Consider the following 14,902-nt stretch of genomic DNA (forward strand, 5'->3'; position numbering starts at 1 on the left):
GAAAATGATTTTGGCTTAATATATTCTATTATACTTTTTCTTTTGATTCCGATGTTCAAATAACTCCAAATGATAAAATTTAACTAGACGCACAAATTTGGAAAAGAAAGCGTAGCGTTTGATTAAAATTTAGGGTTTTAAGGATTTCAAGGTTAATTTCATATAAGTATCCATTCGCTGCTCTAATGAGTACTTGCCACCTAAAAGACACCAGTCTAATATAATCCCTCTAGCAACTGTAAAAAGATACGTTGTTATGTCTTCTACACTTATATCATTTGTTAATTCTTTTTCCAATTTTCCTTTATTAACAAGATCATTTAGAGTTTTGTAAATTAATGAAGGTTCATATGCAAATATTTTTTTGTTGAAATCGTTAAGGAGATTTATATGTAACTCTAATTTAGTAGTATATTTAGCTATACATTGGAAGAAAGTCAAAATAGTTTTTTGTATTGTCGTATGTTGAGTTATACTTTTCAATTCTACATTTAGGTTTTCTTCAATTTGTTGAAATAACTTTTGATAAATATCTTCTTTGGAAGAAAAATGATGATAAAAAGTGCCAACAGATATATTTGCCTTTTTACAAATATCTTCAATAGTTATATTTTTAATTTCTTTTTTTTTCGTTAAATTTAAAAATACAAGAAATATATTGTTTTGTGTTTGTAGAGCTTGTTGTTTTCTTTTGGTTAAATTTTTGTTATGCAATCCTTATTCCCCCTTAACTATATATTAACTGATATCTCGAAATCGAAAAAGAATTTTGAAAATTCGGTTATTGTTGTATAATTTTCATTATATTGAATAATATTCGGTGAATGTAATTAGGTGTAATGAAAATTTTTTTGAGGGGAGATTGTTATATATGAAAACACCTTATCAATCAATCTTTATGATTCCTACAAATAAGCTGTTAGGAAAACAGGCTTTAGGAGACCCATATGAACCATTTGAATGGTATAAAGAGATGCGAGAAAAAGAACCCATTTATTTTAATTCTCAGGCTGACATGTGGAATGTTTTTTTGTACGAAGATGTAAAAAGAGTCCTAGAGGATAAAGAATTTTTTTCTAACATTATGCCGGAGAAGAAAAAGTCTCCCTTTCCACAAAGTATCCTTGGGATGGATCCGCCAAAACATACGCAAATCCGGTCTATTGTAAATCGTTCGTTCACTCCTAAATCATTAAAGGTATGGGAGTCGAGAATTCAGCAAATCACAAATGATATTCTTATTCAATTATCTAATCGTGATAATTTTGATATTGTCCAAGAGTTATTTTATCCTTTACCGGTCATAGTAATTGCTGAAATGTTAGGTGTTTCTGTTAATGATATGGACAGATTCAAGAAGTGGTCGGATATTATAGTAAGTTCACCCAATCATGATGATCCGGATTATTTGAAAGAATTTTTTCATATACGTTTACAAGCAGAAAATGAATTAGAGGAATTTTTTGAAGAAATCATACAAATCAATCGAGGAAAATCCAAAAAGGATTCAAATGACATTATTTCTTTATTAGTTCAAAGTGAAGCAGACAAAAACATTTCGGGCAAGGAAGTAGTATCATTTTGTAAATTACTATTGGTAGCAGGAAATGAAACAACAACTAACTTGCTTGGAAACTTATTATATTGTTTGATAGAAAATCCAGATGTTTACAAGCAAATACAACAGGATGTATCCCTTGTTCCAAAAGCAATTGAAGAAGTATTGCGGTATCGTTCACCAGCTCAAAGAATTGTACGCAAAGTAAAAAAAGAGATTCAAATAAGAGGCCAAACTCTACAAGTAGATCAAATTATCTCAGGTTGGATTGGATCAGCTAATCGAGACTCTCTTCATTTTAAAGATGCCGATAGTTTTAACATACATCGTAGTCGAAATCCTCATCTTGCATTTGGTCATGGAATCCACTTTTGCTTAGGTGCTCCCCTAGCTAGATTAGAAGCTAAAATTGTATTGACGGAAATAATGAAAAAATATAAATCATTTTCGTTTATTGACCATAATCTTCCCGTTCCTATCTCAAGTGTTAGTTCTGTATATGGATTGAAATCTCTCCCTGTGAAAAGTGAAGTTATTCATATAAAGTAAATGGTTTAGTTTTGATACAGGTTGTATCAGAACTAACTTTATTTATCAATTAGAACTATTGACATCAGACTATCAAAAAATTATTGCAAAGATAGTGATAATTATAATTTCATTTTTGATTTTCATAGAAAGAAGCCAGAAGAACAAGTAGAATTATAGGTAAATAAGTTGCAGAGTGAAATTATGAAAAGAATGCTGTTTACTCAAGGGGGATATTTTAGCTTAGGATTATTTTCTAGATTGTAATGTAAATTCTATTCCCGAGCATAGATTGAAAATTATACTTTTAAAAAGTAAATAAGTTTTAAATTTACAGATTTATAGAAATTTTATAGGGTGAATATAAAACCATAAAATGGGGTGTTCTATATGTGTACTAGTTTGACATTACAGACAAAAAGCGGTCAGCACCTTTTTGCAAGAACAATGGATTTTGCATTAGATTTCAATCAAGAAGTAATAATTGTTCCTCGACGTTATCAATGGAACAATATAACTGGTGAAACTATCAAGGCGAAACAAGCTGTTGTAGGAATGGGGATTAACGATCAAGGAAGGATCATTCTGGCAGATGGAGTAAATGAATCAGGTATGACATGTGCAACACTTTATTTTCCAGGATTCGCTACTTATAGTAACAGCATAGATGACAATAAAACAAATCTGGCTCCATTTGATTTTGTGGCATGGAGTCTCACACAATTCAATTCTGTCGAAGAATTAAAGAAATCTGTAGATAGTATTTCCTTTTTAGATGTACCACTATCTGTTTTAGGAGTTATCCCACCTCTACATTGGATTTTAGCGGATAAATGGGGAGAATGCATTGTATTAGAGCCGACAATTGAGGGGCTAAAAATGTATGATAATCCGCTAGGGGTAATGACCAATAGTCCTGAGTTTAACTGGCATTTACAAAATTTAAGACAATATGTTGGTCTTAAATCGCAGCCATATGCCCCAACCCAATGGGGTGATGTACCCTTAAGTGCTTTTGGACAAGGTTCAGGTTCGATGGGACTCCCTGGGGATTTCACTCCACCATCAAGGTTTGTTCGGGCGGCGTATAGCAAACAAAATATTCAAGGGGTAGATAACGAAGAGGAAGGGGTATCGGCCGTTTTTCATATCTTATCAAATTGTGAGCTTCCAAAAGGTGGAGTGATAACGGAAGAAGGTACAATAGATAATACCATTTATACAAGTGCAATGTGTATGGAGTCTGGTATATATTATTATCATACCTATGATTGTAGACAAATTATAGCCATACATCTATTTAATGAAAATTTAGATACATATGAAATTAAAACTTATCCATTTCAGCGTAAACAAAAGATATATTATCAAAACTAATTAGATTTGTAATAGGTGATGAAATTTGTATAATTGCTAATTCGTTCGCAACTATAAATTTTTGTTTGAAAGCGATGGGGTACCATCAGAATAATGCGGGTTTACAACGCTATGCCCATTTTTAAGACGCTTCCCTCATTTTTAAAAACGTTAAGAGAGTTTTAGTGGCTTTAAAGAATCTAATGATACTATATTATCCATATTAAAAAGGTATTCTCCTAATAAATTGATATGTTTCCCTCTAAAGGTGACTATAGATAGCTATCGAAAGGGAACAAATAATGATTTCTTATCATTAGAATTATAGGAAATGAAATAAGACCGCTCCTAATTATAGGAACGGTTATAAATTTATCATGTGCTGGAGGTCAATCCGAATGGCGTGGACTACTGTCTCTAAACAGTATGGACATAAAATTTGACGAGTATACGTAAGAATAGTGGAAGCCGTAACGAATTATTAGTTCGTGGTACTGAAAGTGTAATTGATCAAATGAAATATAAAATCGCATAAGAGTTTGATGTACAACTTGGTGCAGACGCAACCACTCGTCCAAACGGACTGTTGGTGGTGAAATTACAAAACGTCTAATAGCAATGGCTGAGGAACAACTTGTCGGTCGATTCACTCGCTAATTATATATTGTATGGATTAGAAGGAGAGATTATAATCTCTCCTTTTTTAATGGGGAAAATCTATGCTCAAATTGTTTTCAAGGAATTTTAAGTAAAAGTACAAAATACCCTTCTAGATAGAAAGAGCTGAGCTAATAGTTAGGGATTCATCATTTTGATGAGAACATACTTAATAATAAAAAGCTAACTGCTATAAGAACATTACATAAATAGTAGTTTTTAAAAATTATTCAATTTTATTTTCAAATCTGTACAGTCTTTTCTTTCATCATACTCAATGTAAGCTATGTGACCATCGGGGCGAATTAAAATGACATCAATATTTTTAAATTGATAATCCTGTATTTCTCCTACAACCACCTTTGTGTGCGAATCAATGTTCATTTTATCTATTTCTTCTTTATAAGAAGGATGTATTAATAAAATATATTTACCATCTTGCATCAATTCAAAGAGTTTATAAGTTTTCTTATTTTGCGAAGAAATAGTAAGATTTGTACATCTTTTCCCTATCAATGGATGCTTTTCTTTCATATGCATAGAGGAATATATAACCCCTAAGCCACTTACTCTTTCAGCTAAATCTTTATTCACCTCTGGGTATGTGAGTAAATGCGAGAATAACTCTCTTAATTCTATACCTGCATTTGAAAAGTTTATCATTAATTGTTCTTGTGCTTGTACTTCCTTGAAAAATTGTTTTCCCACAGCATGTCGTTCAAAATGATAACTTTCTAATAGGCTTTCATATTTTTTTTGTTTTATAGCGAGTCCCAATTTCCATCCTAAATTAAAAGCGTCTTGTAAACCTATATTCAAACCTTGTCCTCCTGCAGGGAAATGAATATGCGCTGCATCACCTGCCAAGAATACACGCTTATGTTGATAAGTATTTGCTAGTTTGGTTGCATTTCCAAAACGAGAAAGCCATATTGAGCTTTTAATTTGAATATGTTCACCTGTAATACTATAAATACTATCTATAAGCTCTTTTTCTGTGACAGCAACATGAACAGGTATTGTCTGATTCTTAGGATCTACAATTGCAAAACGAAATACATTAGGTGCAATAGGTACCATTATTATTATCCCATTTATATTAGATGTAGAAAAAAATGGGTTATCTGGTACATCTTCTAAAATGACATCGCCTAATATAGCAGTAGTTGTTGTATCTGTTCCATTAAAAGGTATATGTGATGACTCACGAACTACACTTCTTGCGCCATCAGCGCCTACTACATATGGAACTTCTATTTTATTTATCGTTTCTGCTTGTTCTATTTCTAGTTGTACGAATGTTTCATACTGTTTTATATCTTTTAATGTATGACCACGTTTAATATCTACACCTAATTCTAACGCACGCTCTTCTAATATTTCTTCTGTAATAGATTGGGGAATAAAAAGCGTATATGGAAAATCAGTATCTAAATTTTTAAAGTTTAATCTTGTATCTAGGGCAGCAAAATGGCTTGTATCTGATTTCTTCCCTCTAGATAAAAATCGATTTTCAATACCTCTCATAGCCATTAATTCTAAGGAGCGGGGGTGAAGTGTGAGTGCTCTAGAATTTCTTATCCGATTTAATCTTCTCTCTACAACGACAACTTTTACACCTTGAATAGCTAATTCACATGCTGTCATAAGTCCAACCGGACCACCGCCAACTACCGCTACATCATAATAATTTTCCATGTCATGCCCTCCATTTTTTTATTTAATTAAGAGCTAATACAAGAATTTGCACAATGGATTTGTAAATGATATCTATTGTGCAAATATAATTATACTCTATTTTAGTTTCCTTAGAAACTAAAATGAGATAACTTGAGATTTTCCCCATATCAAACATTCGATATGAAGGTTAATTGAATTCAATATGAGAAAGATAATAGGGTAATCTATTTTGAATTATTTAATGGAAGGGGTATGAGATTGAGATGAATAATTCATATAATGAAAAGACACATACATTGATTAAACAATTATTTAACAAGTTTTCACCAAAAGCTCCTGGCTTTGCATATATTGCTAGTTTTGATAGCGGGGTAACTTATAAAGGTACGGTTGGCTTAGCTTCTATAGAGAAAAATTTACCTATAACCACAAAAAATATTTTTAATATTGCCTCAGTTTCTAAACAATTCACTGCATTTTCTATATTACTCTTAGAACAAGAGGGAAGATTGAGTTTAGATGATTCAATTGTAAGGTTCGTCCCTTTTATAGGAACATATGCTGAACCTGTAACATTGAAACATCTAATTCATCATACTGGTGGACTAGTTGATTATATGGCATTAGCTGAATCAGCAAATATTAAATTTACTGATTCATTAACTGTGGAAGAATCGCTAAACCACCTTAATAGTCATCAAATTGCAAGGTTCGCAGCTGGTACAAAATTTGAGTATAGCAATACAGGATATTTTTTATTATCACAAGTGGTAGAGAAGGTAAGCGGCAAGTCTCTACGTCAGTTTACAAAGGATCGTATTTTTGACCCTTTAAATATGAGAGACACAACAATTATAGATTACTACCCAACTACTATACCAATTACTAGTGGGTATTCGAAGAATGAGCAAGGAACATATAAAATCTATGAAAGCCCTTGGGAACACACAGGGGATGGGGCAGTTCATGCAACAGTTGAAGACCTGGTAAAGTGGGGGGAGAATTTAACTACAGGTACCGTTGGTGGAAAAGAACTTGTTAAAAGAATGAGCGAAATAGGTCCGAAAATTTCCCCAACTGGGAAGACGATTATTGACAATGAAGATTATGCTTTTGGACTAAGGCTTGCTGAAGGTTTTAACTGTCGGTACTTGGAACATTCAGGAAGTTGGGCGGGTTATCGTTCACACTTCATGCGGTTTCCACAAGAATATTTGACCGTTGTAGTTCTAAGTAACTATGATGGATTTGATTCTAAAAAACATGCTAATGAAATAGCAGAAATTGTTTTAGAAAAGTAAAAAATAGAGGGTAGAAGTCAGTATTTAGATTTGCTTTATCCCACGTTGTTTTAGGTGTAATTAATTTTGAGAACGGAAGGCAAGCATAAATTTATGCCTGCCTTTTTAGGTATTAAAATGAATATAGATGTTAATATTCATACAGTTAAAAAATTAATTAGAAATTATTTGAATATAGATTAATTAATGTTACATTTTAAAACTAAATATTCTAATTGCTACAGCTATATGAAATGGACAACCTGTAAAAGTAATTGTTGTAATATAATTAAAAATGAAGCATATTACAAAAGAAAAGGTGTATAAAAAGAGCTTAGAAGAAATCAAAGGTGAAAAATTAAGAGATTAGCATATAGTATATAGAAATTATTTAACAAAATCGGTTTAAAATATTCGATTTCTCTTTAAATACCTTAACAACTTAAAATAGACTTTAAAGTTGTTGGGTATGATTTTGTATTGGGGATGCGTTTAAAATCCGATACAAACAAACCTGAGATCTTTTTTTTGAGTAACTAGATAAAATAAAGAATTAAATATAAAAAGTATTGTTTATTTATAAATATGGTGGGATAAAAATATTATTTCAGATGAATAAGAAAGAAGAGAGGAATGATAGAAATATAAATTGTTTAATCAAATTATCTAATAAAAGAAAACATTAAATAACTAGCTATATGTTAGATGGTATTATTATTTTAAGAAGACGGTTTCAAAAGAACCGTCTTGTTTTTGTTTCTCTATAAAAAGATACAGACTAATTAATTCCATAAAATTAAAAAGTACCTAGATATAAATCTAGGTACTTTTTAAATGAGGATAAAAATGTCAGTAGTTCTGAAATAAAAAGAGTCTAGTACGCTCAGTTTATAAATTTTAAGTTTAACTTCTATTAAAATCTTTTAATAAATTTGGATTATCTATATCATAAAACACTAAGTTTATTGCTTTTATATTAACAGTAAAATCTCTAATGTCATGGGTGTTTAAAATTCTTATTTCCTCAATATTGGAATTTATTGTTACATCAATTGAAATTGGAACTATTTTCAAGAAAAGATTTTCGTTATTTTCCTGAATTGCTAAAAAAATATGGTAACGATAACTAGTTTGATTGTTATCTTTTTGATAATAGAAAAAGTAAGATTCTTTTTCTTGATGTGAAAGGTTTAAAAAAGCGTTAGTTATAGTATTTAACACCCTAGAACGAAAAATATTATTATGTTCTGATAATTCAAGGAGGTTGTTAATAGTGAAATAGATAGTGTCAATCATTTTGCCAACACTAACCCCTTCTTTTTTTATAGTATGATTTATACTATTTGTTACAAAAGTATTGTCGTAATAATCTGTAATCTCGATAGCTTTTTGAAAATCAAAGCTAAAATCCTCAATATTTAGAGATTTTTGAAATTCCTGTGATAAAGTTAAAACCTTATCTAAATATTTTTGGTCTAATTGGTACACCTCTAAATATGAAATAGCATTCAGAGAAGGTAAAGCCATGGTAATCACTCGATTATAAAACATATCATTCACCCTCCTAATTAATTATCTGCACTACACAACTATAATATACCAAAAAAAACTATTTGTGGAATATGAAAAAGTGTTTAAATGTTAAATTAAATTAATAAATTTGAATTTCTATAAGTTTTTAATGAGAATTTATTAGCTTTGTATACGAAATAAACCTTAATAGAGTGAAAGGTTTATTTCGATAGCTATTTGATAGTATAAGGATGAGAGGAGGGAATAAACAAAATATAAAATTCTTTATTAAATTAATAGGAGGTATATTTAAATGAATTTTCTAAATGAAGAAATTTACGATGTTATTGGAATAGGATTTGGGCCGGCAGGTATTGCGCTATCTGTTGCCATGAAGGATTTTGAAGAGGGAAATCCTTCTGATTATTTAAATTTAAAATGTTTATTTGTAGAGCAAGCCAAGGATTCTACTTGGATGCCGGAAATGTTACTACCGGGAACAGATATTCAACATCACTACCTCAGAGACTTGGCTACACCTCGTAATCCAAGGAGTAGGTATACTTTTCCAATGTATTTAAAGGAAAAAGATAGATTATTTACGTTTGGCCAATTTTCAAGTAATCCTGGAAGAATTGAATGGTCGGATTACGTAAAGTGGGTTGCAGATCAAGTATCAGAAAATACCCTTTATAGACATAAATTTTTAAATGTTGAGCCAATTGTATCATCAGAAACTAAAGCGGTAGAAATGGTCCAAGTTTCCACACAGGATTTAAATACTGGGGCTATAAAAAAATTTAAAGCTCGAAATATAGTTTTAAGTACAGGTAGAAGAAAAAACATTCCTGAAATTTGTAAAGAATTTATTGGCCCGAGAGTATTTCACTCAAGTGGCTATAAAAGTCATATTAAAACAGTTCGAGAAAAACAACCTACATTCGCTGTAATTGGGTCAGGACAAAATGCTATTGAAATTGTATTAGATCTTGCACATCGATTCCCACAATCAAAAATAACCTCTATTCATCGTGGTATGGGATTTCGACTTTATGATTTAGGTCACTTTAGTAATGAAGTATATTTCCCTTATTTTGCTGATTATTTCTATTCTGTACCGAAACAAAAGAAAAAACATTTGTTTGAAAAAATAAAACACACAAACTATTCTGCGGTGGATGCTGATGTAAGTCGATCTTTATATTGGAAAATTTACGAAGAAGGTATTCAGGGAATAAATAGAATTCAAGTTATTAATAATTCGGAGTTAACTACTATAGCTGAAAAAGATAAATCATTTAAACTGGATGTAACTGATATGTACACACAAGAAAAGTTAAAACTTGATGTGGATTATATAATCTTATGTACTGGATTTTATGAAGAAAAATTCCCAAGTGGATTACAACCATTAAGTAACTATATTGAATTGGATGAAGATGAGGATTTAATTATTAGTCAAAATTATGAAGTTAAGACTTCCGAGAAATTTATACCTAAGATTTATGTAAATGGTTTAACCGAAAGAACGCATGGAATAAGTGATGCAGCCTCCTTTAGTATGATGGCTGTAAAAGCTGGGAAAATCCAAGAAAGTATACAATCACAATTAAAAAATACTCGAATATTACAGGAGGTAGAATAAGTGATGGAAGCCTCTTTACTAAATAATTTTGAACATCTATCACCAGTATGGCCACATTTTACTCAAATACATGTTGATTATGCAAAAGGTCCATATATATATGATATAAATGGAAAAGAATTTTTAGACTTTACTTCAGGTATAGGTGTTACCAATACTGGACATTGTCATCCAAGAATTGTAAATGCTATAAAACATCAAGCTGAAAAAATGCTACATGCACAAGCTACTATTTTATATAATACACCTATCACAAAATTATCTCATAAACTTTGCGATTTACTTCCTAGTGAGTTAAACTGCTTTTTCTTTAGTAATAGTGGTAGTGAAGCGGTAGAAAGTGCAATAAAGTTAGCTCGTCATGCGACAAAAAAAACTAATATTATTTGTTTCCAAGGCGGATATCATGGGCGGACTGTAGGAGCAATGGCTGTTACTACAGCAAAAAGCATTTATAGGAAATTTTATCAACCATTAATGTCTGGGGTTATTGTTAGTCCATTTCCTTATGAAATTGGAAATAATTATGACTCAGATGAATTAACAAAACGATGTTTAAAGGAATTAGAACATATTTTATTAACTCAAACTTCTCCAGAGGAAACTGCTGCAATGATTATAGAACCAATATTAGGAGAAGGTGGATATGTTATTCCGCCAAAGTCTTTTATTCAAGGTTTACGAGAAATTTGTGACAAATATGAAATTCTATTAATTTTTGATGAAATTCAAACTGGATTTGGAAGAACAGGGAAGTTATTTGCAATGGAGCACTTTGAAGTTACACCAGATATTTTAGTGATTGCAAAAGGTTTGGCATCAGGTTTACCTCTAAGTGGAATTGCTGCTTCAAAACAGTTAATGAGTAGATGGATAGCAGGTTCACATGGTGGGACATATGGTGGAAATATATTAGCAGCTGCAGCTGCAATAGAGACTATCAATGTCTTAAAAGAAGAAGAGTTAGTTGAAAATTCAGAAAAAACAGGTGAGATTTTACTTAATTATTTAAAAGGTCTTCAGGACATTTATCCGTTTATTTCGGATGTACGAGGACTTGGTCTTATGATAGCATGTGAGTTTCTAGATCAAGAAGGTCTTCCAGATTCAAAAACAGCTAAAAGGATTCGTGAGTTATGTGTTGAGAGGGGATTAATACTCTTGACATGCGGAACACAGGATCATGTTATTCGTTGGATTCCTCCATTAATCATAAATAAGTTACACGTACAAGATGCTGTATCAATATTTTCTTCCGCATTATTACAATATAAGGAAGAAAAAAATGAATAGTCATAGTGATATCTTGATAGTAGGTGGAGGCATAATTGGAGCAAGTATTGCATATTATTTATCTCAAAATCATGGTGGGAAAATAACTCTATGTGAACAATCACGACCACCAGGAATAGGGGCTACCAGTAAATCCGGTGGCCTTCTGAGAATGCATCATACAAACTCATTTCAAACTAAACTAGCTTGGAAAAGTTTACAAATTTATTCTAAATGGAATGAAAATATAGGTGGAGATTGCGGTTTTAATAAAACTGGTTTTGCAATGATTGTTAGCCCTGAATTTAAAAACGAAATTACACACAATGTAAGTATGATAAGTGAAATAGGCGTACCTATTAAACTGTTGTCTCCAGAAGAATATAAGGAAATACAACCTGAATCTTCTATTGAAGGAATAGGATTAGTAGCATTTGAACCACATAGTGGTTACGCAGATCCAATAAAAACTACTCAGTGTTTTATAAGCAAAGCATCGGAAAATGGAGTGTTATTGAGAGAAGGAGTCCGTATAAACAAATTGATTATCCAAAAAGAAAAAGCGATTGGTGTAGAAACTAACATTGGAAGCTTATATGCAGATAATATAATAATCGCCAATAATGTGTGGGCAACTGAAATATTAGAGAAATACAACATAAACCTACCGTTACGATCAAAACAAATTGGCATTTGTTTTTTATCAAGAGTAGATTCCAAAGTTCCAACAAAATTATTAACTCATATTGACGATACTATTGGTACTTATTTTCGACCGATTTCAGAGAAAGAAATATTAATTGGAATGTTTCATAATCAATGGGATGTAGATCCAAATAATAAAAATAGTGTTCCAACTTTAAAAAATATAGTTTATACACAAAATAAAATAAAGAAACGTCTACCTTTTTTAGAAAATTTCTTTCCTATAGGAGGGCGAGTAAGTTTTGATGGTTATACACCTGATAAGCACCCTATTATAGGGAAGTGTCCCCAGATAGAGAATGTATACTTAGCTGTAGGTTTTAGTGGAGGTGGTTTTAAAATTGCTCCTGCAGTTGGTGAGGCTGTTGCGAAGGAAATACTAACAAAAGAAAAACAACCAGAAATACAACCTTATCAATTGGAACGTTTTTTTGAGAGTAAACTAATAAAAGGAAAATATAGGTATGATTATATGTAATTATGTTCTTTAGTATGAGGAGGTATGTAATGCAAAATATTCGACAAGCGCATCCTTATTATATGTACGAAGAAATTTGTGAACAGGTAAGTTATTTGAACAATCTTAATAACTGTTTTATTGATAATGAGCAAATCATAGAAATAGTCAATCAAATAAAATATTGTAGGAGAGTATTTATTACAGGTTGTGGAACTTCGTATCACGTAGCCTTGACAAGTGAATATATTTCCCGAATGATTTTTAAAGATGTAAATCTGATTCGTTCTGTTCCTGCGTTTGAATTAATTCATCATCCATGGAATATAAGTTCAGAAGATGTGGTCATAGCGGTATCACATTCTGGTGAAACAACAATGGTTTTAAAAGCATTAGAAAATGTTCGGGCCGTAAAAGCAAAAACTATTTTAATTACAGGATTCCCAGAAAGCAGTGCTGCACAAAAGGCGGATTATGTAATAAGTAATGGATATCCTTTTGAAAAGTCGTTAGCTCATACAATTAGTTATACAGTAAGTATAGGGGCGATATTAAGTTTGTTTTATGAGTTATCTAAATACTATGGAGTAAAAAATATATCATCTAACATTAAACAGGAATTCGAAAAAATCTCTCAGTTGGTTGAGGAAACAATTTTGTCAATTGATAAAAAAGTTTCAATCTTATCGAGGGAACTACAGCCTGCTAACAATTGGATTTTTGCAGGAACTGGAGTAGGCGAATCTTTAGCAAGAGAGGCCGCATTAAAATTTGTAGAAACTAGCTATTCACCTGCAATTGGCATAGATATAGAACAAGTACTACATGGGTATTTACCTATGTGTAATTCAAATACCGTACTCACTATTATATCACCACCTTTACGTGTTATTAATAGAATTAATGATTTAATAAGAGCAGCAGAAAAGGTTAATAGTAAAATAGTAATCTTTACTTCACAAGATTTTATAGAAACAGATAAAACTAGAGTAATAAAATTGCCATATTGTGATGAGTTGACTAGCGCTTTGGTTGGAATAATTCCCCTTCAATTAATGGCTTACTATGTATCAGTTACAAATGGGTATAATCCTGATTTAATACGTCGAGATCAATCTAAATACATGGAAGCAAGGAGAGTCTATGAATAAATGGTAATTCATAATAATGAATCTAATTTCTATGAATTGTTAATTTTACCTGAACAGGATAAAAACCTACCGTCTTTCCGACTCGGATTAAGTGGAAATAAAGGTTTCCATACTTATGAATTATGTTTTGGTAGTCTCTTGTCTATACATGACTGGATAAAAGATAATCCATCACACAAGATAGAATTGTTCTGGGAAGATGATAGTATTTTAGGGATTAATGATATACCAGCAGCTGAGCGCTTAGTCAATAAGGGGGTACAAGCTGTAATTGGCCATTTAAGTAGTACAGAAGCTCTAAGAGCAGCACCTATATATGATGTAAATGATATTTTATATTTAGCGCCAGCTTCTACAGAACCTTCCCTAACTGAGAAAGAATACAATAATGTTCTACGGATTTGTGGAAAAGATAATTATTTAGCAGAAAAAATTGCGGATTTTATTTTAGATTTTAATGGTACAAATAAGTATGTTTCAATAATTTGGGAAGATATTATTCATGGGCGCTCTTTATCGAATCAAGTTGAGAAGTATTTAGCTAAGAAAAAGGGTTGCACAATACTAAAGCAAAAATGGGATGTACAAATAAATTTTAATGAATTAAATATAAAAAGATCTAACATCATATTTTTTGCTGGTATCTATCAGAGTGCTCTAGAATTTCTACGGAAACTAAAAGAGGTAGACTATAGAGGGATAATAATTTTGGGAGATGACTGTTTTATAGATGAATTTGCTAAAGAACTAAAAAATAATAATGAAAATTTATATGTAGTTTCAACAGGAAGAAATATGAATGATAGTTATTACGACAATTTTTCTGAAAATTATAAGAATATAAGTGGCACTCAAGTAGGAGCTTATTCCATAACTAGTTATGTAGCAACAAGTCTATTATTGAGTACATTACCAATTTTACAAAGAAATGGAATAAAAGAATGTATTAGTACAATCCGTTCTTTATTGAGAACAAATTGTACTTTGTTAGGTAATATACAATTAGATGATAGAGGAGATTTGGAAAATTTTCCATGGGATGTTTATCAAATAAAATCATCTGAATTTATTCCTGTTACATTAAAAGAAGGGAGTTTTTAA

At 31.2% G+C, this 14,902-nt stretch carries 11 protein-coding genes and 1 pseudogene; 9 read left to right on the forward strand and 3 right to left on the reverse strand.

Features of this window, described 5'->3' with window-relative positions:
* Window positions 1–129 precede the first annotated feature (129 nt).
* Window positions 130–714 (reverse strand): TetR/AcrR family transcriptional regulator, encoded by a 585-nt coding sequence (locus MHI26_RS29400; protein WP_061667225.1) that lies wholly within the window; start codon window positions 712–714, stop codon window positions 130–132.
* A gap of 157 nt (window positions 715–871) precedes the next feature.
* Here MHI26_RS29400 and MHI26_RS29405 point away from each other — a divergent pair, with 157 nt between their 5' ends.
* The 3 genes and pseudogenes from MHI26_RS29405 to MHI26_RS29415 all read left to right on the forward strand — a co-directional run bounded on the left by MHI26_RS29405 (window position 872) and on the right by MHI26_RS29415 (window position 4,099).
* Window positions 872–2,107 (forward strand): cytochrome P450, encoded by a 1,236-nt coding sequence (locus MHI26_RS29405; RefSeq protein ID WP_061667226.1) that lies wholly within the window; start codon window positions 872–874, stop codon window positions 2,105–2,107.
* Between the two features lie 369 nt (window positions 2,108–2,476).
* Window positions 2,477–3,463, forward strand: coding sequence for a choloylglycine hydrolase family protein (locus MHI26_RS29410; RefSeq protein ID WP_061667227.1), 987 nt, complete (start codon window positions 2,477–2,479; stop codon window positions 3,461–3,463).
* Between the two features lie 427 nt (window positions 3,464–3,890).
* Window positions 3,891–4,099, forward strand: a pseudogene (locus MHI26_RS29415) (small, acid-soluble spore protein, alpha/beta type).
* A 219-nt stretch (window positions 4,100–4,318) separates the two neighbouring features.
* Here MHI26_RS29415 and MHI26_RS29420 read toward each other — a convergent pair.
* Window positions 4,319–5,797, reverse strand: a complete 1,479-nt coding sequence (locus MHI26_RS29420) for an FAD-dependent oxidoreductase (protein WP_061667228.1) — start codon at window positions 5,795–5,797, stop codon at window positions 4,319–4,321.
* A gap of 245 nt (window positions 5,798–6,042) precedes the next feature.
* Between MHI26_RS29420 and MHI26_RS29425 the strand changes: the two genes are divergently transcribed.
* Window positions 6,043–7,080, forward strand: coding sequence for a serine hydrolase domain-containing protein (locus MHI26_RS29425; RefSeq protein WP_061667229.1), 1,038 nt, complete (start codon window positions 6,043–6,045; stop codon window positions 7,078–7,080).
* An 882-nt stretch (window positions 7,081–7,962) separates the two neighbouring features.
* On the opposite strand, the gene MHI26_RS29430 is transcribed toward MHI26_RS29425, so the two are convergent.
* Window positions 7,963–8,610: a hypothetical protein gene (locus MHI26_RS29430; protein WP_061667230.1), complete on the reverse strand. Its 648-nt coding sequence runs from the start codon at window positions 8,608–8,610 to the stop codon at window positions 7,963–7,965.
* Window positions 8,611–8,884: 274 nt separating this feature from the next.
* On the opposite strand from MHI26_RS29430, the gene MHI26_RS29435 reads away from it, so the two are divergent.
* The 5 genes from MHI26_RS29435 to MHI26_RS29455 are packed head-to-tail and all read left to right on the forward strand — an operon-like array spanning window position 8,885 to window position 14,902.
* Window positions 8,885–10,216, forward strand: a complete 1,332-nt coding sequence (locus MHI26_RS29435) for a SidA/IucD/PvdA family monooxygenase (protein WP_061667231.1) — start codon at window positions 8,885–8,887, stop codon at window positions 10,214–10,216.
* Between the two features lie 3 nt (window positions 10,217–10,219).
* Window positions 10,220–11,509, forward strand: a complete 1,290-nt coding sequence (locus MHI26_RS29440; protein ID WP_061667243.1) for an aspartate aminotransferase family protein — start codon at window positions 10,220–10,222, stop codon at window positions 11,507–11,509.
* Complete coding sequence (locus tag MHI26_RS29445; RefSeq protein WP_061667232.1) at window positions 11,502–12,671, forward strand: NAD(P)/FAD-dependent oxidoreductase; 1,170 nt, start codon at window positions 11,502–11,504, stop codon at window positions 12,669–12,671. Before MHI26_RS29440 ends, MHI26_RS29445 begins: the two co-directional genes overlap by 8 nt.
* A 29-nt stretch (window positions 12,672–12,700) precedes the next feature.
* A complete protein-coding gene (locus tag MHI26_RS29450) occupies window positions 12,701–13,801 on the forward strand; it encodes an SIS domain-containing protein (RefSeq protein ID WP_061667233.1) in 1,101 nt (366 codons plus the stop codon).
* On the forward strand, window positions 13,802–14,902 hold the full coding sequence (locus tag MHI26_RS29455) for a branched-chain amino acid ABC transporter substrate-binding protein (protein WP_061667234.1): 1,101 nt from the start codon (window positions 13,802–13,804) through the stop codon (window positions 14,900–14,902).

Source organism: Bacillus sp. FSL K6-1218 (assembly GCF_038006445.1).
Taxonomy (GTDB): domain Bacteria; phylum Bacillota; class Bacilli; order Bacillales; family Bacillaceae_G; genus Bacillus_A; species Bacillus_A thuringiensis_S.